The organism is Nocardioides bizhenqiangii (assembly GCF_034661235.1).
Classification (GTDB): Bacteria; Actinomycetota; Actinomycetes; order Propionibacteriales; family Nocardioidaceae; genus Nocardioides; species Nocardioides bizhenqiangii.
On the sequence record NZ_CP141059.1, the window covers coordinates 2,829,983 to 2,849,179 of the forward strand.

Here is a 19,197-nt window from a genome sequence, read left to right on the forward strand (position 1 = left end):
CGGCGCGGGATAAGGAGACGTGCCCTAGGTCGCCAGCAGGTGGATCTGGGTCGCGAGCGGGAGGTACTCGGGCAGCTCGGCCACCGCGCGCTCGAGGTCGACGAGGGCCGCGACGGCGCCGGGCTCATGGTCGAGGAGCGAGCCCGGCACGAGGTCGGTGAACACCCGGACGGCGTGCACGGCCGACACGGCGAACCCCGCCTGCTCGACCAGCGCGCCGAGCTCGGCGGCGGTGAACCGGCGGGCCGGGCGGGAGGCCCGTCCCGCACGCTCGGCCTGCTCGTCGCCGTCGAGCAACGCCAGCGCCTGGTGGAGGTGGCCGGCCATCGCCCGGGCCACGACCGCCGCGTGCCGCTGCGCGACCAGGATGCTGACGGTGCCGCCGGGGCGCAGGACCTTGCGGATCGTGGCCAGCGCCTCGCCGGCGTCGACGACCTCGAGCAGCCCGTGACACAGGACCAGGTCTGCGCTGTCGGTCCCGACCACGTCGAGCAACCCGGAGACGTCGCCCTGGTGGCCGGCGACCTCGACGCCCACCTCCCGCGCTCGCCGGGCGAGTGCGGCCAGCGCATCGGGGCTCGGATCCACGACGGTGACCCGGTGCCCGGCCTGGGCGACCCGGACCGCGAAGCCCCCGGTGCCGCCGCCGATGTCGACGACGTCGCACGGCGCCGCTGACAGCACCGGCCCGAGCGCGTCCCAGACCACGGCGGTGCGGACCGAGCCCGGGCGCTCGCCGGGCCGCTCACGGGAGACCATGACGGCAACACTAGTGCGAGTGCCGGTGATGCCGACGGGTCCCTCAGCCTGCGGCACGCCCGGCGAGCTGGTCGCCGAGCGGGACGTGCGGGGTCAGGCCGAGAGCCTGCTCGACGACAGCCAGGAACCGATCCGCGTCGCGGACCAGGTCGTCGGCATCGCGCTCGGTGACCGAGCGCGTGGATCCGGACTCGGCGGCCGCCCGCTTGGCGGCGCCGGAGGCGAAGAACGACGCCCATTCCCCGAGCTCGGGGGCCACCTCGGTCAGCAGCACCCACGCGTTCTTCTGCTGGCGCCGGCGGGCCGGCGCGGGGCGCGCCCGGGCGGCGAGGAGTGCGGCCGCGGCGCGCAGCGCGGCCACGTGGGCGCAGGCGTAGCGCTCGGCGACGTCACGCGAGCCGACGGCCTCGCTGAGGGACTCCGCCGCACGCCGCAGGTAGGAGTGGGTGGTGGCGGGCAGGTGGTCGGGGTGTGGAAGCAGGTGCTGCTCGCTGGCCATGGCTGACTCCTCGGATCGGCGTTCGAACATGTGTTCGAACAAGATCAAGGTACACCGCTCCCCCGACACGAGGTCAAGACCTGACGGTGCGTCAGTGGTCAGGGCCGGACGTCGGCCCGGTCGAGGTCCGCGGCTTCGCGGCAGTGGCGCCGCGCGTCGGGGTGCCACAGGAAGACCAGCGTGACCGCGCTCATGACGGCAGCGGCGATGATGAGACCTCGGAACAGCGGCGGGGGCATGGTCCGTACGGTCGCGAGGGTCGAGAGCAGGATGCTGACGGAGATCAGTGCGAGCGCGTGCCGGGCCCAGTTGTGACCGGACCGCAGCAGCGGGATCAGGGTCAACGCGGTGACGGCCACGACGCCGTAGAGCACCAGGATGACCGGCACGAAGTCGAGCGGCTGCACCGTGCTGTCGCCTGTCCTCCCCGGTGACCAGGCCTCCTCGAGGTCGTCCCGGAGGACCACGACGAGCACGCAGACCACCAGGCCCGCGACGACCTGGAGCCAGATCAGCCAGGTCGCCAGGTCGACCGCTGCCGGTCGCTTGCCCATCCGTCCTCCTCGACGTCCTCGACGCACCCGAACCCCGGCGGCACCGTGTCGGCCCGTCCTCTAGGGTCACACCCATGTCGGCCGACCATCCCTCGATCAGCCGGTTCCGCGCCGAGCACGCGCGACGCGGCGGAGCTGGCGAGATCGTCATTCTGCCCGATGCCGTCCACACCGCCGCACTCGCTGCGGAAGCGCTGGGGTGCGAGGTGGGGGCGATCGCCAACAGCCTGCTCTTCGACGCCGACGGTTCGCCGGTGCTCGTCCTCACGTCCGGGGCGCACCGGGTGGACACCGGCAAGACGGCCGCGAGCGTCGGCGTGGCGAAGCTGCGGCGGGCCTCCCCCGAGTTCGTGCGGGAGCACACCGGGCAGGTGATCGGCGGGGTCTCGCCGATCGGCCACCCGGCCCCTGTGCCGACGTACCTCGACGCCTGGCTCCAGCGGTACGACGTCGTGTGGGCCGCGGCCGGCCACCCGGCGGCGGTGTTCTCGACGACCTACGACGAGCTGCTGCGCCTCACCGGCGCCAGCCCGATCGACGTCGAGTGATCGACCGGAGAGGACGCCGATGAGGATCGTCGTCGTCGGAGGCGGGCTGGCCGGGCTCGCGTCGGCGGCCCGGCTCGCCAAGACCGGGCACCAGGTGGTGCTCGTCGAGGCCTCGGCGACGCTGGGCGGTGCGCTCGGCGCGGTCAGCGAGGACGGCTACACCTGGGACGGCTCGGCGACGTCGACCCTGCTGCCAGCGGCCCTGCGCGACCTGTTCCGCAAGTCCGGCCGTCCACTCGAGGCCGAGCTCGGCGGCGAGCTGGAGCCGCTCGAGGTGATCACCGAGCACCGGTTCGAGGACCGCACGTCGGTGCGGGTGCCCGGCGGATCCCGCGCTGCCCAGCTCGCGGCGTTCGACGGGCTCGGCCCCGGGCTGGGCGAGGCGTGGGTGCGCCACGTCGACACCTACGCCCCGGTCTGGGACGTGCTGCGCAAGAACTACGTCGAAGTGCCGTGGGACCCGCGGGACGTCCCGAGCGACCTCGACTCGCTGTTCAACACCCGCGAGACCCTGCACAAGCGGCTGCGCCGCGACTTCCGCGACGACAGGCTCGGCCTGGTCGCCGGTCACCGCGCCGTGGCCGAGGGGCACGACCTGCGCAACGTGCCGGCGTGGGTCGGCGTGACCAACTACCTCGAGCAGTCCTTCGGCGCGTGGACGGTCCCCGGCGGGATGGCCCGGATCGTCGACCTGCTGGCCGCACGTCTCGAGACCCGTGGCGTCACCGTGCTCACCGGTACGGCGGCCCGCGACCTCGTCGTCCGCGATGGCAGGGTGGCGGCGGTGTCCGTCGAGTCCGGCGAGATCGACGTCGACGCGGTCGTGGTCGCGGTCGACCCGCGACGCCTGCCCGCCCTGGCCGGCGTCGTCGAGCGCACCATGCCCGCGCTCCCGCCCGTGGTGGCCCATCTGGGGCTGGTCGGCGAGGTACCCGACCTGCCGGCCGAGCTCGTGCTCCACGCAGACCCGATGATCATCATCCGCACCGGCGGCAGCGCGCCGGAGGGCGGCACCGCCTGGACGTTGCACGGGCGCGGCAAGCTGGCCGAGGACATCCTCGAGGCCCTCGCGCGCCACAAGATCGACGTCCGCGAGCAGGTCGTCACCCGGGTCGACCTGTCCCCGCGCGACCTGGTCGAGCAGTGGCACGGCTCTCCGTGCGGCGTCCTGTGGCAGGGCCGCGGGACGGTCCGCTACCGACTCGGCCCGCGCACGCCGATCGCGGGGGTGTATGCCGCCGGCGCGCACGCCGCGCCGGGCGCGGGGGTGCCGTTCGTCGCCCAGTCCGCCGCGCTGGTGGCGCAGGCGATCGGACCCGCGAAGTAGCCGGCGTCGTCCTCAGACGGTGATCCGGAGCGCCTCGAAGATCTCGAGCGTGGCCTTCGACCGGTTGAGCGTGTAGAAGTGCAGGCCGGGCGCGCCGCCGTCGAGGAGCTCCTCGCACAGCTCGGCCGCCAGCTTGATGCCTTCGGCCCGCACCGCGACCGGGTCGGGGCCGGCCGCGGTGATCCTCGCGACGATCTCGTCGGGCACGGAGGTCCCGATCAGCTCGCCCTGGCGCCGGATAGCGCTCAGGTTCAGGATCGGCATGATCCCGGGGAGGATCGGCATGTCGACGCCGCGGGCCCGCACCCGCTCGACCAGCCCGAAGTAGTCCTCGGCACGGAAGAACATCTGGGTGACGGCGAACTCCGCGCCCGCGTTGGCCTTCGCCACCAGCCGGTCGGCGTCGACGTCGAGCGACTCGGCGTTCGGGTGGCCCTCCGGGAACGCGGCGACGCCGATGCGGAAGTCGCCGCGCGAACGGGCCAGCTCGACGAGGTCGAGCGCGTAGTTGAGACCGCCCGCGGTCGGGGTCCACTCCGCCCGCGGGCCCTCGCGGGGGTCGCCCCGCAGCGCCATCACGTGGAAGACGCCCTCGGCGACGTACGAGTCGAGGATGGCCTCGAGCTCCTCACGGGTGTGGCCGACGCAGGTCAGGTGCGCCATCGGCACCAGCGACGTCTCACGCGCGATCCGGCCGGTGATGGCCACGGTCTTGTCCCGGGTGCTGCCGCCGGCGCCGTACGTCACGGAGACGAACGTCGGGCGGTAGGGCTCCAGCTTGCGGATGGCGTTCCACAGCTGCTCCTCACCCGCCTCGTCCTTCGGCGGGAAGAACTCGAACGAGAACGAGCGATCGCCCTGGCGGATGATCTCGGCGAGGGAGCGGCCACGACCGGTTGTCATGTGCGGGAGTGTAGGTGGCGCCGCTCGGTCGAGCCCGATCGCGGCCACTCCGTGGCCGCTCTCTAGAGTCGGGCCCGTGACCGGGCAGGCGTGGGACCAGGGCGACCAGCAGCAGTTCCGCACCGACCTCCAGGCTGCGATCGACGGCTTCCTCGACGAGCAGGCCGCCCGCCTCGCACCGCTCGGCGACGACGCCGCGCGGCTGGTCGCGGAGGGGCGGGCGGTGGTCAGCGGCGGCAAGCGGTTCCGTGCCGCGTTCTGCTACTGGGGTTTCCGCGCCGCCGCGCGGGAGCAGTACGACGAGCGCACGATCCTGCGCGCTGCCGCGTCCCTCGAGCTCCTCCACGCCAGCGCGCTCGTCCACGACGACCTGATGGACGCGTCCGACACCCGTCGCGGCCGGCCGGCGACCCATCGCGGCTTCGCAGAGCTCCACCGCGACCAGACGTGGCCCGGCGACCCGCAGCAGTACGGCGCCGCCGCGGCGATCCTGCTCGGCGACCTGCTGCTCTCCTGGTCCGACGAGCTGCTCCGCCGGTGCGGCATGCCCTTCGACCGGGTCGGACCGGCCCTCGACGTGCTCGACACCTGCCGGTCGGAGGTCATCGCCGGCCAGTTCCTCGACGTGTCCGTGCAGGCGCGTGGTCGGGCGACGGTCGAGGACGCGATGACGGTGCTGCGCTACAAGTCGGCGAAGTACTCCATCGAACGGCCCCTGCACGTCGGCGCCGCCCTCGCCGGCGCCTCGCCGGACGCCCTGGCTGCGCTCACCGGCTTCGGCCTCCCGCTGGGAGAGGCGTTCCAGCTGCGGGACGACCTACTGGGAGTCTTCGGCGACCCGGCCACCACGGGGAAGCCGGCGGGCGACGACCTGGTCGAGGGCAAGCGGACAGTGCTGGTCGCCCTCGCGCTCGAAGCCGCTCCGGCAGCCGACGCCGCACGTCTCGACGCCGCGCTCGGCACGACGCTGGGTGAGGAGGAGGTCGCCGAGCTGCGCGGCATCATCGACCGCTCGGGCGCCCACGCCCAGGTCGAGGAGAAGATCGACGACCTGGCGCAGCGCGCGGTCACGGCGCTCGCCGAGGCCCGGTCCGCCGTCGGTCTCGACGAACACGCGTGCGCCGTGCTGGAGGGGCTGGCGTCGTCCGCCACCCGCCGCGCGCTCTGACCGGCTGCGTCAGTCCAACGACGTGATCCCGGTGTCCTCCGGTCCGGGGCCGCGCAGCAGCACCTCGAGGGACGGGTCGCCGTTGCTGCGCGTCCCGAGCACGCGACAGACCTTCTCGAACGCGGTCGGCTCGGCCCGGGCCAGGCTCCCCCAGCCGTCCCAGAGCAGCACGGTCTTCGCGCCGAGGTCGTCGAGGCGCTCCTTCAGCGCGTCGACGTCGCCGTCATGTCCCTCCGGGAGCGACAGCGCGGCGCCGATCGCGCCGAGGATCTCCTGTTCGCTCTCCAACGCGACACCGTCCACATAGCCGAACGTCCAGCCTGCGTGTTCGACCGCGTGCTGGACGTCCGGGACGTGGAGGGCGTTGTGCCACCGGTGGACACCGGCGTCGTGCCGCCCCGCGAGAACTGCTGCGAGGCCGCTCATGACGGCCTTCTTGGTGCTTCGGTCATCTCCAGATCACCTCGAACGATTCGTCGGTCCTGTGTCACCATCGGTCATAGTCGCCCGCGAGCGGGGAAGCAACCCCTTGCTACAAAGCCAGGGCCTGGGCCCGGCGCTTGACCTCGGTGCCGCGGTTCTCGCGCAACGCGTCGATCGGCCGGCCGGGCAGGTCCGCGTCGAGGAAGATCCAGGCGATGCACTCGCGGTCGTCGAACCCGGAGTCGTGCATGAGGGTCAGCAGACCGGGCAGGCCCTTCACCGGCAGCCCTTCGTCGTCGATGAACAGCGCGGGGACCATGGGCGGTCGGCCGGGACCGGGTACGGCGGCCGCCAGCTGGTGGTCGCGCACCATGGTGCGGACCTTCGCCGGCGTCACCCCGAGGAGCTCGCCGGCAGCGTCCCAGTCGAGCCACTCGTCGACGAGCGCCGCCAGGTCGTGGTCGGCCAGGCGCGGTGCAGGTTCGCTCATGGACCCATCATTCCAGCCCCGTTTCCGCCCTCCCTGAGTCGGCCCCGGCCAACGGCGTGGTGGCGGGGGCCGTCAACCGCACCCGCGTATCCTGTGGGCTCCGGATCTTCCCCTCCGGAGCCCGACACACCTGCACAGGAGGGTCGCTGTGCACGAGGACACGCATGACCGCGGCGGCAGCCCGCGCGGCGTCGCGTCCCCGGACGACCCCCACGTCGGTCGGCTGCTCGACGGCCGCTACCGCATCGGCCCGCGCATCGCCCGCGGCGGGATGGCCTCGGTCTACGAGGCCCACGACACCCGGCTCGACCGCGCCGTCGCGATCAAGATCATGCATGCCGGGCTCGGCGACGCGACGACGGGTGACGAGCAGTTCGCGGCCCGGTTCGTGCGCGAGGCACGGGCAGCAGCGCGGCTGTCGCACCCCAACGTGGTCGCCGTCTACGACCAGGGCGAGGACCGGGGCACGATCTTCCTCGCGATGGAGCTGGTGCCGGGCCACACGCTGCGCGACACCATCGCCAAGGAGGCGCCGATGTCGCCCGAGCGGGCGCTGTCGATCCTCGACCCGGTGCTCTCCGCCCTCGCGTCGGCCCACCGCAGCGGGCTCATCCACCGCGACGTGAAGCCCGAGAACGTGCTGATCGCCGACGACGGCCGGATCAAGGTGGCCGACTTCGGCCTCGCCCGCGCGGTCAGCGCCGAGACCCAGCACACCGCCACCGGCGGCGTGCTCATCGGCACGGTCTCCTACCTCGCCCCCGAGCTGGTCGTCGACGGCAAGGCCGACGCCCGGGCCGATGTCTACGCCGCCGGCGTCGTCCTCTACGAGCTGCTCACCGGTCACAAGCCGCACCAGGGTGAGTCGCCGATCGCCGTCGCCTACAAGCACGTCCACGAGGACGTGCCGGCACCGTCGGCGGAGGTGCCCGGGCTTCCGGCGTACGTCGACGCGCTGGTCGCGCGGGCGACGACCCGCGACCGGTCGCTGCGCCCGGCCGACGCCGGCGTGCTGCTCCACCACGTGCACCGCGTGACCCATGCGCTGCACCACGGCGTCCGTGACGACGACGACCTGGTCGCCGACCTGTTGCCGACGCCGGCCCGCGCCGAGAGCACGGACACGATGCCGGAGCCGATCCGTGACCTGTGGGACGACGCCCAGGTCGCTCCGCCGGTGAGGATCCTCGAGCCCGTGACGCGGGAGGGCACGACCCAGCTCGAGACCGTCCTTCCGCCACCCCCGCCCCGGCGCACTCCTCCTTCCCCGCCGCGCCCGGCGACCGGTTCCGAGCGGCCGGCGCGGCCGCGACGGCGTCGCCGCGGCGTGGTGCTCCTCGTCCTCGCCGCGGTCGTGGCGGCCGCCGTCGGCGGCGGCGCTTACTGGTTCGGCTGGGCCCGCTACACGAACACGCCGAGCGTGGTCGGCCTGTCCCAGGCCGGCGCGGAGCAGAAGATCGAGGACGCCGGGCTCGAGGTCGAGTACGCCGACGCGGTCTACTCCACCAGCGTCGCCGAGGGCGACGTCGTCGCCAGCGATCCCGGCCCAGGTGAGCGGATCCTGCCGGGCGACGCGGTCACCGTCACCCTCTCCCTCGGCGAGGAGATGCACGACCTGCCCAAGCTGCGCGGGCTCACCCTCGAGCAGGCCACCGACAAGCTCGACGACGTGAAGCTGGTGGTCGGCAAGGTCGAGGAGGACTACTCCGAGGTCGTGCCGAAGGGCAAGGTCATCAGCAGCAACCCGGACCACGGGACGAAGAAGGCCGAGGACCTGCCGGTCAACGCCGTGGTCGACCTGGTCGTGAGCCTGGGACGCGAACCGCTGAAGGTCGGCGACTGGGTCGGCAAGAGCTTCGAGCAGGCCGAGACCGAGCTCGAGGCCCGCGGCCTGGTGGTCAACGTGGTCGGCCGCGAGCACAGCGACACCGTCGCCGAGGGCGACGTGATCAGCCACGAGCCCAGCGGGGGCACGCTGTTCAAGGGCGACAAGGTGGACTTCGTCGTCTCGGACGGCCCGGAGCTGGTCGAGGTCCCCAGCGTGTTCTACGAGCCGACGGACCAAGCCGTCGAGACGCTCGAAGGTCTCGGGTTCGAGGTCACGGTCGAGCACGCGCCGGTCTACTTCACCGGCGAGACCGCCTACTCGACCGACCCGCCGTCGGGTTCCATGGCCGAGATGGGCAGCGAAATCATCCTCTACGTGGTCTGACCCCGCTCCGAAGCGCTGGCATCAGGTCCGGATCGTGAATTGGGAAGCGACGGCTGGGACCGCCCACCTACCCTCGGAGACATGGTCGTGGTCATGGCGCCGGACGCAACGCCGGAAGACGTTGCGCACGTCGTCGAGAAGGTCGAGGCGGTCGGTGGCACTGCCTTCGTCTCCCAGGGTGTGGACCGCACGATCATCGGTCTGGTCGGTGACATCGACAGCTTCCACGGCCTGAACCTGCGCACCCTGCGGGGCGTCGCGGCGGTGCACCGGATCTCCGACCCGTACAAGCTGGTCAGTCGCCAGCACCACCCCGACCGGTCGACGGTGTGGGTGGGCAAGCCCGGCGCCCAGGTGCCGTTCGGACCGTCGACGTTCACGTTCATCGCCGGGCCGTGCGCCGTCGAGACGCCCGAACAGACCCTCGAGGCGGCCACGATGGCGAAGGCCGCGGGTGCGTCGATGTTGCGCGGTGGCGCCTACAAGCCGCGGACGTCGCCGTACGCCTTCCAGGGCCTCGGCAGGCGCGGCCTCGACATCCTCGCCGCCGTCGGCAAGGCGACCGGACTGCCGATCGTCACCGAGGTCATCGACGCCCGGGACGTCGCCGAGGTGGCCGAGCAGGCGGACATGCTGCAGATCGGCACCCGCAACATGGCCAACTTCGGCCTGCTGCAAGCCGCGGGAGAGTCGGGCAAGCCGGTGCTCCTCAAGCGCGGGATGACCGCGACGGTCGAGGAGTGGCTGATGGCGGCGGAGTACGTCGCCCAGCGCGGCAACCTCGACATCGTGCTGTGCGAGCGCGGCATCCGGACCTTCGAGCCGGCCACCCGCAACACGCTCGACATCTCGGCCATCCCGATCGTCCAGGCGGCGAGCCACCTGCCGATCATCGTCGACCCGTCACACGCCTCCGGACGCAAGGAGCTGGTCGTCCCCCTGTGCCGGGCGGCGATCGGGGTCGGCGCCGACGGCATCATGGTCGACGTCCATCCCGATCCCGAGGTCGCACTCTGCGACGGCCCGCAGGCACTGCACGGGCCGGACCTCCGGGCGCTGGCGCAGGCGGTGCGGCAGATCCCGCCACTGGTCGGCCGCAGGCCTGCCGAAGCGGCGACCGCGAACCCTCCGGGTTAGTGTCCTCCTCGAAATGGAGGGGGGTCGTTGGACCAGGCCACGAGGTTCTGCACGAACTGCGGTCACCAGCTCGTCGTGGGCAGGTACTGCACGAATTGCGGTACCCGCGTGTCGGTCACAGCCGGTGACGCCCCCGCACAGCCGCTGCCCGGACCGGCCCCGGCGCCCGCGCGTTACCCGCTCTTCGCCGACACGGTGCAGGCACCCCCGTCACCGGTCCCGCCGCCGGTTCCCCCCGTCACGACGTCGGACGCCGCCGCACCGACCTCCCGCCGGCCGGTCCCGCTGTGGCTGCTCGCCGTGGTCGCGCTCGTGGTCGTTGCGCTCGTCGGTGTCGGCCTGACGCTGCTGCTCGCGCCGTCCGGCGACGACGACGCGGACGACCGTGAACACTACGGCCGGGACGGCAAGGGGAACCGAGGCGCGTCGATCGGGCCGGCGCTGACCCCGACCGACGTCGCGGTGCCGGGCTCCGCCCCGGCCAGCGTCGACGGTGACGGCGACCCGGTGACCTTCGAGGCCGACAACATGCTCGACGCCGACCCGCGCACGAGCTGGCGGATGCCGGGCGACGGCAGCGGATCGGTCATCACCTTCACCTTCGGCGAAGCCGTCACCGTCGCCGAGGTCGGCCTGATCAACGGCTACGCCAAGACCGACCCGCCGCACGACTGGTACGCCGGCAATCGCCGGATCGAGGCCGTCACCTGGGTCTTCGACGACGGCACCGAGGTGACGCAGGAGCTCCGCGAGCGCCCGGACCTGCAGACGATCGGTGTCGACGCCGTCGAGACGGCGACGATCGAGCTGCGGATCCTCGAGGTCACCGGGCCAGGCGATGGTCCGGACGGCCGGGACTTCACCGCGATCAGCGACGTGAAGATCTTCGGCTCCGAGTGAGCGCGTGACCGGACCTCAGCGGCACGCGGCATTTAGGGCGGAACGGCGCCAGGGCAATCGAAGAAGCGTGGTGCCACGCCGCGGTGGTTGCGGTGCGGTTCCCCGGGCCCTGCCCGGGCGCGGGGAGGTCTGGGGTGCTCGTTGTGGTTGCGGCCGCAAAGGGGAGACGGGTGGTGGCGGCAGGTGCGCGGCTTGCGGCTTCAGGACCGGCTTCCGGACCGCCGTGGGCATGCCGTTGGCCCCGCCGGTGGCGGGGTGCGGGGCGGGGTAGCTAGTCCTCGGGCGGCGGTGTGGCGGTGAGTTGGTGGGTGCCGGTGGGGTCGACCAGGTAGGTGCCGGTGGGGAGGGTCCAGTGGTAGGTGCCGGGGGTGAGCATCCGGTAGTTGGCTCGGCCCGAGGTTTTGTACCGGTGGTGGCCGCGGCAGGCCGGGGAGAGGTTGCAGGCGCAGGTCGGCCCACCGCCGGCGTGGGGGGTGATGTGGTCGAGGTCGCAGGTTTCGGCGGGTTGGGTGCAGTAGGGGAAGCCGCAGTGGTGGTCGCGTCCGGTGACCTGGCGGCGGATCCGGTCGGGGATCTCATAGGAGTCGACCGGTTGGTGGCCGGCGAGGTCGACCACCGGCCGCACGATCACGCTGGTGTGGGGGGTGGTGAGCCATTCCTTGACCTGCTCCACGCTGATCGGGGTGCGGGTGTTGCCGAACCGGCCCACGGTCTGGTCGGTGGCGGAGAGGTGGAGGGTGAGCTCGGTCTTCCGGCCGGGGACGACCCGGGTGATCTCCCCGGTGTCGGGGTCGGCGACCTCGAGGTCGAGGACCAGGTCCTCCCGGGCGATCTCACCGAGCGCCTTGGCCCGACGGACGTCCAACGAGTCCTCATCACCGAGCTGGCCGGCGAGCTTGGCGCGGCGGGCAATCGCTTGTTCGAGGTCGAGGGCATCGGCGGCGTCCAGGGTGGCGTCGACCTGCGCGGTGCCGTTGTAGCCGACCCGGTCCAGGCCGGTGTGGACGTGTCGGTGGTCCCGGGACTCCCGCCGGCGGTCCTCCGCCGCGGCGGGGTCGTAGCGGACCAGGGCTTCCTCGACCAGCCGGTCGACCTGCGCCCAGGTCACCCCGTGCGCGAACGGAGCCAGGTGATTGTCGACAAACGAAGCGGCGTCCTGCGGTAGGAGGCGGGTGGCGTCGGCGACCCGGAGTGCTTTCCACACCGGGACCTGGCCGTCGAGGAGGCGGGTCCAGGTCTTGGGGAGGCGGTGGGCGAGCTCGAGGACCTGGCCGACGTAGTTGCGACCCGAGTCCAGCGACCGACCCAACAACGCGGAGAGCTCCATCACCGCGAAGTCGGAGATCAACGGCGCGCCGGGTCCGGCGAGCGGGAGCCCGGTGTCCAGACCCCGCTCGGTCAACGTCGCCACATCACCGGCGTCCTCATCAACGACATGCTCGCCGGCCCATTCGGCGACCGCCCGCAGGGTGGCGATCTCGCGTTCGGCGACCACCCTGCGGTGGTCGCGGATCTCGGCCAGCAGCTCCTGGGACCGGGTGCGGACCGCGGGCTCAACGACCTGGTCCGCCGCGGGGGCGGTGAGGTCGAAGAGGGGTGCGGTCCCGAGATCCATGAGGCCCATTCAACCCCGACCCTCCGACACAACGAAACGCTCAGAACCCCCCTGTGGACAGGCGATCCGCCGTTCGGCGCCTGTGGACGGAAGGTGGTCCGGGCGCCTTGGTTTCGAGGCTCGGCGCTAGCGCTCGTCGCACCTCAACCAGCGGCGTTGGCGCACCACGGTGAGCCGGCCGCGGCGAGGAACCGACAGCCCTCCGCTCCCCGTCCCAAGCCCTGTCGGTCGCAACCCCCTGCCGACCGCAGCCAGCACACATAGGCCCGGGTCTCGAGACGGTCACAGCGCGACCTCCTCGACCACCGACCGAGGCTCCGCCATGAGCCGGACGCGGCGCGCAACGAGCAGCCCCCGCTCCCGTCCAAAGCCTGTCGATCGCACCCACCCACAACCTGCAACCCGCGGCCATGGGCGGTGATCTCGTGACGGTCAGATCGCAGCGAGCACCTTCGCGGCTGCGTCGGTGTCGGCGCGGCTGATGTCCAGGTGCGTGACGAGCCGTACGGTGCGCGCGCCGACGGCGCCGACCAGCACGCCCGCCTCCCGGGCCGCAGCGACGAAGGCGACGGCGTCGGGCCGGTCGAAGGCGACGATGTTGGTGTCGACGGTCGCGGGGTCGACGCCGCAGGCGTCGGCCAGCAGCCGGGCGTGGGCGTGGTCGTCGGCAAGACGTTCGATGTGGTGGTCGAGGGCATGGAGGCCGGCGGCGGCGAGGACGCCGACCTGCCGCATCCCGCCGCCGAGCCGCTTGCGCCGCACCCGCGCCTCGGTCACCAGGTCGGCCGGGCCGACGAGCAGCGACCCGACCGGTGCGCCGAGCCCCTTCGACAGGCAGACGCCCACGACATCGGCGACGGCGCCGTACTCCTCGAACGCGACGCCGGTCGCGACGTGGGCGTTCCAGATCCGCGCGCCGTCGAGGTGGATGGCGGCACCCTGCGCGTCAGCGAAGGCGCGCAGGACCTTGAGGTCGGCGAGGGGCAGCACCGCTCCCCCGGCGAAGTTGTGGGTGTTCTCGACGGAGATCGCCGCGGTGCGCACGAAGAACGGGCCGAGGTCGGGTGCGAACAGGTCTTCGATGGCCGGGAGGTCGACCTGGCCGCGCGGGTGCGACCAGGTGCGCATGGTCAGCCCCGAGACCGCGCCGTGCGCGCCGAGCTCGGCCCGGGCGATGTGGGCGCGCGCCTCGCACAGGACCTCCTGACCCGGTGCGACGACGAGCGCGACCGCGAGCACGTTGGCCATCGAGCCGGTCGGGGTGAACAGCGCCGCCTCGTGCCCGAGCGTCGCCGCCACCCGCTCCTCGAGCTGCCGGACGGTCGGGTCCTCGCCGTAGACGTCGTCGCCGACCTCGGCCCGCGCCATGGCGGCGCGCATCGCCTCGCTCGGCCGGGTGACCGTGTCGGAACGGAGATCGATCACGAGATCTCGCGGGAGAGGATCGGCGACCAGCCGGCCTCCTTGTCGGGAGTGGCCGCGGTGTTCGTGGTCCGCGCCCGCAGCTGGTAGGTCCCTGAACGCGTCCGGTTGAAGAACCCGGTCGCCGCGGCGGTGTCGGTCCGGAAGGTCTGCCATGTCGTGGTGCCGGCCCGGCGGTACTGGACGTCGAAGGCACGCCCGGTCTCGGCTCTCGAGGCTGCCCAGCGCAGGGTCCAGCCGCTACCCGGGGAGCCCGTCGCCAGGATGCGTACGGCGATGCTGCCGTTCATGCCCGCGTGGACCGTGCAGTGGTAGGGGAACTTCCCCGCCGACGGCATCTCCTCGCTGAAGGGTGTCGTGCCCTCCCCGCTGTCCCAGAAGTCCTGGTTGGACGTGGTCGAGTGGTTGCCCTGGAAGGACCACGACACCGACGTCCCCTGCGCGACGGTCGTCTTCGACGGGGTGAAGCTGAAGCCGGAGGCGACGATCGTCGAGCCACCACCCACCGCGGTCGGGGCACCCACCAGGGATGCCGTGATCAGTGCCGCGGCGCCGAGAACCGCCGGCGCGAGAAGGGATCGGATGCGCACCCGATCACCATAGGGCGGTGCTCAGGCGCGGCGCAGCATCTCGGCGACCAGGAAGGCCATCTCCAGCGACTGCACGCGGTTGAGGCGTGGGTCCACGACCGACTCGTAGCGGTGCGCGAGCCCCAGCTCGTCGAGCTCCTCGCCGCCGCCGATGATTTCGGTGACGTCGTCGCCGGTGTTCTCGACCAGGATGCCGGCGGGGATCGTGCCGAGCGCCCGGTGCACGTCGAAGAAGCCCTGCACCTCGTCGAGGACGTCCTCGAACCGCCGGGTCTTGTAGCCGTTGGAGGTCTCGAAGGTGTTGCCGTGCATGGCGTCGCAGACCCAGGCGACGTCGACGCCCTCGGCGGTGACCTTTTCGACCAGGTGCGGCAGGCCCTCCCGGATCCGTCCCGCGCCGAACCGGGTGATGAAGGTCAACCGGCCCGCCTCGTTGGTCGGGTTCAGCTTCGCCGCGAGCGCGAGCGCGTCGTCGGCCGTCGCGTTCGGGCCGAGCTTGCACCCGATCGGGTTGCTGATGCGACTGAAGTACTCGACGTGCGCCCCGTCCAGCTGGCGGGTCCGCTCCCCGATCCAGACCATGTGGGCGGAGACGTTGTACGGGTTCTCGGTCCGCGAGTCGATCCGCGTCATCGCGTGCTCGTACTCGAGCAGCAGCGCCTCGTGCGAGGAGTAGAAGTCGACCCGGTGGAACTCGTCGGGATCGCCGGCGCCGATCGCCTTCATGAACGTGAGCGCGCGGTCGATCTCGGCCGCCATCGCCTCGTAGTGCTGGCCCACCGGGCTGTTGCGGACGAACTCGGAGTTCCACGTGTGCACCTGGCGCAGGTCGGCGTAGCCACCCGTGGTGAACGCGCGGACCAGGTTCAGCGTCGAGGCCGACGCGTGGTAGACGTCGAGCAGCCGTTGCGGGTCCGGACGACGCGACTCCGGGGTGAACTCGAACCCGTTGACCGCGTCGCCGCGGTAGGCCGGCAGGGTCACGCCGTCGCGGGTCTCCATGTCCGACGAGCGCGGCTTGGCGTACTGGCCCGCGAGCCTGCCCACCTTCACGACGGGCACGGACGCGGCGTAGGTCAGGACGACCGCCATCTGCAGCAGCACCCGCAGCTTGTTGCGGACGTTGTCCGCGGTGGCGTCCACGAATGTCTCCGCGCAGTCGCCGCCCTGGAGGATGAACGCCTCGCCGCGGCTCGCCGCTGCGATCTTGGCCTTGAGCTCGTCGCACTCCCCCGCGAACACCAACGGCGGCATGGTCCGCAGCCGGGCGACGGCGGCGGCCACGGCGGCAGGGTCGTCGTACGACGGCTGCTGCGCGGCACCGAGGGCGTGCAGCTGCTCGAGGGTCGGGATCTGACTCACCGGACAAGGGTACGGCGCCCGCCAGGGACCCGCCGATTCAGCGTCCATCCATGGGCAGCCGGTCGCGCGCCTCGAGAACGCCGCGTTCTGGGTTAACCTGCCCGCGTGGGCAAGTTGCGCTCGCTCAAGCAGCAGCTCGACGTGTTGCGCGGACGCTACGAAGGCTTCCGCGTCGAGTCCGCCGCGGACCGCGACGAGTGCATGCGGGTGCTGGACGAGGTCCGCAGACTCGAGCTGAAGCGGGTCAAGGGACGCAGCGTCCTGGAGTCGGCGGCGTTCGTCGACGTCGATGTCGACGACGTGCTCCTCGCTGTGCGCGACACCGCGGAGGACCGGATCGTGGGCTGCATCCGCTCCACGCCTGCCGCCCAGATCGCGACACTGCAGTCCAGCCGCGACGAGTACCAGATCGACAAGCTCGCCCCGGACCTCCTGGACCGCACCCAGGTCCTCACCCGGTTCGCGATGCTCCGCTCGCACCGGAGCACCCTGGCCTCTTACGTGATCATGCGCGAGCTCTACCGCGACTCGCTGGCCCGTGGACTGTTGATCAGCCTGCAGAGCTGCGAGCCCGGTCTGTACGCCACCTACCTGCGACTCGGCTTCCGCCCGATGGGCTCGGTGCACCAGAGCTCGCTCGGCGGCTTCCGGATCCCGATGGTCCACGTGCACCACGACCGCGACCACATGGAGCGCGTCGGTACGCCGTTGGTGAAGGAGCTGCCCCGCGACCGGCCGCTGCCGACCGAGGGCATCGAGTGGTACCGGGAGATGGAGGCCCGTGAGGGTCGGATCGACCCCGGTGTGGCGTTCCACGAGACGAACGACGGCGCCGACTCCCAGGGCGAGGCCGAGGTCCACGCCTGGCTCACCGAGGGGCTCAGCGACAAGGGCCGTGCCGAGCTCCTCCGCAATGCGCTGGAGGTGAATTGCACCGACGGCGACGTGGTCATCGCCGCGGGCGACGGCGGGCGGTTCCTCGGTTTCGTGCTCGACGGTGTCGTGGAGGTCAAGACCGGTGACCGCGTGGTGCGGATGCTGGGCGAAGGAGAGCTGTTCGGCGAGATCGCGCTCGTCCTCGACCGGCCGCGGACGGTCGACATCGTGGCTGCCGGGGACGACACGCGGGTACTGCTGCTGAGCCAGACGGCGCTGACGCGGCTGTCGACCGGCGCCGATCAGGTCCAGGTGTGGCGCAACATCGCCCGGGTGCTGGCTACGCGGTTGCCGTACACGACCTGATGAAGGAGACCAGCTCGGTCGCCAGCCGGTCCGCGAGCTCGAACTGCACGGCGTGACCGGTGTCCACCTCGACGAGGTGGCTCGTGGGAGCCCGCTCCAGCACCGGCGCGATCCACGCGCGGACCTTCGCGTTGTCGACGATGCGGTCGCCCGTAGCCGTGAGTGCGAACACCGGGAGCCGGACGCCGAGGATGGCCTCCCATGACCGCTCCTGGACCTCGTCCATCACCACGACGGACTTCAGGGTGAGCTCGGTCGTCTTGAGTGCGTCGGCATCGATGAAGTCCAGTCCGTCGGGTTCGAGCGTGAAGTCGGTTGCCTGCAGCGGGACGGGCACGAACGACTCGTCGCGGTCGGGACCCAGGTCGAAGTGGGTCAGCAGGTGCTGCACCACCCGCTCGGTCATGTCGATCACCGAGCGGAAGCGGGCGTTCCAGAACAGCCCGGGTGTGACGAGCAGCAGGCTGGAGAGCCACTCCTCGTCCTGGAGCTCGTGGGCCGCCACCGCGGCGTACTGCGCACCCTGGCACCAGCCGGCGAGGTGCACCCGCTGGTAACGCTCGGCGAGGAACCGCAGGTGCTCCTCGACGTCGTCGATCGTGCGGTCGGCACTGCCGAGGTCGCCACGACCGTCGTTGAGCCCGCACCCGCGGCGATCGGGCGCGAAGACGGCGTAGTCCGACCGCGCGGTGATGGCCTCGGCCAGGGGGCGCTGCCACAGCGAGTGGCTCATCCCGCCGTGCAGCACGACCACGACGTCGTCGGCCTGCTCGGGTCCCCAGAGCCGGTAGTGGATGTCGTACCCGTCCGACATCGACTGGACGGCCACCTTCTCTCGCTCCGGCCACGACGTGCTCGGCGCCCGACCGGTCGTGCCCCAGCCGCGGCCCCACGCATCGGGCGGCGTGACCTGCAGGCCTTCGGGGGTCACCTCGGCGTACAGCTGGCTGAGGTCGAGCCGGCCCCCGCGTCCCCAGCGCAGGCTGGGCGTGACCGGTTCGCGTTCGATCAGCCGCGACCCGAAGGCGCCCTCCTGAGCGGCGAGATCGTCCGCCTGCGCGGCGACGAGCATGGCCGCCCGGGTGAGCACCGACGTCTCCCCCACGTGGGCACCGACGATGAGCGGCCATCCGCGCTCGTTGATCGCGTCCACCAGGCGCAGTCCTCGGAGCACCCCGCCGACGCGCGACACCTTCAGGTTGGCGATGTAGGTGCCGGCGAGGCCGTCGTACCGCTCCAGGTCGGCCATCGTGCACAGGCTCTCGTCGAGGATGATCGGTACGCCCAGCTCGACGCTGATCGCGCTCTGCATCTGGGCGTCTCGCGGAGCCACTGGCTCCTCGATGCCGAACAGGGGCGCGTCGAGAGCCTTCAGGTAGCCGAGCGCGTCGGCGGGCGAGTCCGCCCAGAGGTTGTTGGCGTCGACACGGACCCGCCAGGACTCGACGCCGTGCCACGCGGCGAGCTCGGCGATGTCAGCGAGCTTCTGCTGATCGACGCCCAGGTCCCCGCCGAGCTTCACCTTGAAGTCGGTGAGGCCGAGGATGCAGTACTGGTCGATGAGGAACCTGGTCTTCCACCGTTCGTCGTTGCCGAGCACCGCGCTGTAGCGATGCGGCCCCCCCGGTGGCCGGAGCCCGAGCAGACCCTCGACGCTCGCCTCCTGCTCCTGGGCGAACAGGTCGAGCAGAGCCATCTCGACGGCGCACCACGCCGAAGGCGAGGCATCGATCTCCTTCTCGTGCGCGACGGTCCACGCGCGCACGTCGGCCAACGAGCCGCACTCCGCCATGATCTGCGGGCCGCGAGCCCCGAGCCAGGCCCGGACCGACTCTCGCGTCTCACCCGTGACGTACGGCCGCGGGCAGCCCTCGCCGTAGCCGCGCAGCCCACCGCGGGAGGCCTCGACCCACAGGCTCTCGCCGTGCGTGCGTGCGGCCGACGCGTGCCGGAAGGTCATCTTCAGCGGGACCCGAAGCTCGGAGAACTGCAGACGCAGCACGTCGTCCATCCGGAAACAGTGGCACGTCCGGGCGGGCGCCACCA

General features: G+C 72.0%; 18 protein-coding genes. 7 read left to right on the forward strand and 11 right to left on the reverse strand.

The window, feature by feature from the left end; all coding sequences use genetic code 11:
• Positions 1 to 24: 24 nt before the first annotated feature.
• The 3 genes from SHK19_RS13750 to SHK19_RS13760 all read right to left on the reverse strand — a co-directional run bounded on the left by SHK19_RS13750 (position 25) and on the right by SHK19_RS13760 (position 1,812).
• A complete protein-coding gene (locus SHK19_RS13750) occupies positions 25 to 759 on the reverse strand; it encodes a methyltransferase domain-containing protein (protein ID WP_322936561.1) in 735 nt (244 codons plus the stop codon).
• A gap of 43 nt (positions 760 to 802) precedes the next feature.
• Positions 803 to 1,258: an SAV_6107 family HEPN domain-containing protein gene (locus tag SHK19_RS13755; RefSeq protein WP_322936562.1), complete on the reverse strand. Its 456-nt coding sequence runs from the start codon at positions 1,256 to 1,258 to the stop codon at positions 803 to 805.
• A gap of 98 nt (positions 1,259 to 1,356) precedes the next feature.
• On the reverse strand, positions 1,357 to 1,812 hold the full coding sequence (locus tag SHK19_RS13760) for a hypothetical protein (protein WP_322455531.1): 456 nt from the start codon (positions 1,810 to 1,812) through the stop codon (positions 1,357 to 1,359).
• A gap of 74 nt (positions 1,813 to 1,886) precedes the next feature.
• Between SHK19_RS13760 and SHK19_RS13765 the strand changes: the two genes are divergently transcribed.
• Positions 1,887 to 2,360, forward strand: a complete 474-nt coding sequence (locus SHK19_RS13765) for a YbaK/EbsC family protein (RefSeq protein ID WP_322936563.1) — start codon at positions 1,887 to 1,889, stop codon at positions 2,358 to 2,360.
• Between the two features lie 19 nt (positions 2,361 to 2,379).
• On the forward strand, positions 2,380 to 3,687 hold the full coding sequence (locus SHK19_RS13770; protein ID WP_322455533.1) for a phytoene desaturase family protein: 1,308 nt from the start codon (positions 2,380 to 2,382) through the stop codon (positions 3,685 to 3,687).
• A 12-nt stretch (positions 3,688 to 3,699) separates the two neighbouring features.
• Here SHK19_RS13770 and metF read toward each other — a convergent pair whose 3' ends face one another.
• Complete coding sequence (gene metF, locus SHK19_RS13775; RefSeq protein WP_322455534.1) at positions 3,700 to 4,590, reverse strand: methylenetetrahydrofolate reductase [NAD(P)H]; 891 nt, start codon at positions 4,588 to 4,590, stop codon at positions 3,700 to 3,702.
• A 76-nt stretch (positions 4,591 to 4,666) separates the two neighbouring features.
• Here metF and SHK19_RS13780 point away from each other — a divergent pair, with 76 nt between their 5' ends.
• Positions 4,667 to 5,758 (forward strand): polyprenyl synthetase family protein, encoded by a 1,092-nt coding sequence (locus SHK19_RS13780; RefSeq protein ID WP_322936564.1) that lies wholly within the window; start codon positions 4,667 to 4,669, stop codon positions 5,756 to 5,758.
• 9 nt (positions 5,759 to 5,767) lie between these two features.
• Here SHK19_RS13780 and SHK19_RS13785 read toward each other — a convergent pair whose 3' ends face one another.
• Positions 5,768 to 6,184: a barstar family protein gene (locus tag SHK19_RS13785; protein ID WP_322455536.1), complete on the reverse strand. Its 417-nt coding sequence runs from the start codon at positions 6,182 to 6,184 to the stop codon at positions 5,768 to 5,770.
• A gap of 106 nt (positions 6,185 to 6,290) precedes the next feature.
• Positions 6,291 to 6,671 (reverse strand): Rv2175c family DNA-binding protein, encoded by a 381-nt coding sequence (locus tag SHK19_RS13790; protein ID WP_322455537.1) that lies wholly within the window; start codon positions 6,669 to 6,671, stop codon positions 6,291 to 6,293.
• 148 nt (positions 6,672 to 6,819) lie between these two features.
• Here SHK19_RS13790 and pknB point away from each other — a divergent pair, with 148 nt between their 5' ends.
• The 3 genes from pknB to SHK19_RS13805 all read left to right on the forward strand — a co-directional run bounded on the left by pknB (position 6,820) and on the right by SHK19_RS13805 (position 10,920).
• Entirely contained in the window at positions 6,820 to 8,883 is a 2,064-nt protein-coding gene (pknB, locus tag SHK19_RS13795) for a Stk1 family PASTA domain-containing Ser/Thr kinase (protein ID WP_322936565.1), read from the forward strand.
• Positions 8,884 to 8,964: 81 nt separating this feature from the next.
• On the forward strand, positions 8,965 to 10,020 hold the full coding sequence (aroF, locus tag SHK19_RS13800; RefSeq protein WP_322455539.1) for a 3-deoxy-7-phosphoheptulonate synthase: 1,056 nt from the start codon (positions 8,965 to 8,967) through the stop codon (positions 10,018 to 10,020).
• A gap of 108 nt (positions 10,021 to 10,128) precedes the next feature.
• The gene (locus SHK19_RS13805; RefSeq protein ID WP_322936566.1) at positions 10,129 to 10,920 is read left to right on the forward strand and encodes an NADase-type glycan-binding domain-containing protein; all 792 of its coding nucleotides are present in this window, start codon (positions 10,129 to 10,131) and stop codon (positions 10,918 to 10,920) included.
• Positions 10,921 to 11,191: 271 nt separating this feature from the next.
• On the opposite strand, the gene SHK19_RS13810 is transcribed toward SHK19_RS13805, so the two are convergent.
• The 4 genes from SHK19_RS13810 to SHK19_RS13825 all read right to left on the reverse strand — a co-directional run bounded on the left by SHK19_RS13810 (position 11,192) and on the right by SHK19_RS13825 (position 15,957).
• Positions 11,192 to 12,535, reverse strand: a complete 1,344-nt coding sequence (locus SHK19_RS13810; RefSeq protein WP_322936567.1) for an HNH endonuclease signature motif containing protein — start codon at positions 12,533 to 12,535, stop codon at positions 11,192 to 11,194.
• A gap of 432 nt (positions 12,536 to 12,967) precedes the next feature.
• Entirely contained in the window at positions 12,968 to 13,960 is a 993-nt protein-coding gene (locus tag SHK19_RS13815; RefSeq protein WP_322936568.1) for a threonine aldolase family protein, read from the reverse strand.
• On the reverse strand, positions 13,957 to 14,547 hold the full coding sequence (locus tag SHK19_RS13820) for a cupredoxin domain-containing protein (protein WP_322936569.1): 591 nt from the start codon (positions 14,545 to 14,547) through the stop codon (positions 13,957 to 13,959). Before SHK19_RS13820 ends, SHK19_RS13815 begins: the two co-directional genes overlap by 4 nt.
• 21 nt (positions 14,548 to 14,568) lie before the next feature.
• Positions 14,569 to 15,957 carry a class II 3-deoxy-7-phosphoheptulonate synthase gene (locus tag SHK19_RS13825; protein ID WP_405030428.1) on the reverse strand — a complete coding sequence of 463 codons (1,389 nt, stop codon included), beginning with the start codon at positions 15,955 to 15,957 and terminating at the stop codon, positions 14,569 to 14,571.
• A 57-nt stretch (positions 15,958 to 16,014) separates the two neighbouring features.
• Between SHK19_RS13825 and SHK19_RS13830 the strand changes: the two genes are divergently transcribed.
• Entirely contained in the window at positions 16,015 to 17,151 is a 1,137-nt protein-coding gene (locus SHK19_RS13830; RefSeq protein ID WP_322455545.1) for a cyclic nucleotide-binding domain-containing protein, read from the forward strand.
• Here SHK19_RS13830 and SHK19_RS13835 read toward each other — a convergent pair.
• Positions 17,126 to 19,162, reverse strand: coding sequence for an alpha/beta fold hydrolase (locus SHK19_RS13835; protein WP_322936570.1), 2,037 nt, complete (start codon positions 19,160 to 19,162; stop codon positions 17,126 to 17,128). The two genes, SHK19_RS13830 and SHK19_RS13835, sit on opposite strands and share 26 nt — an antisense overlap.
• Between the last annotated feature and the right edge of the window lie 35 nt (positions 19,163 to 19,197).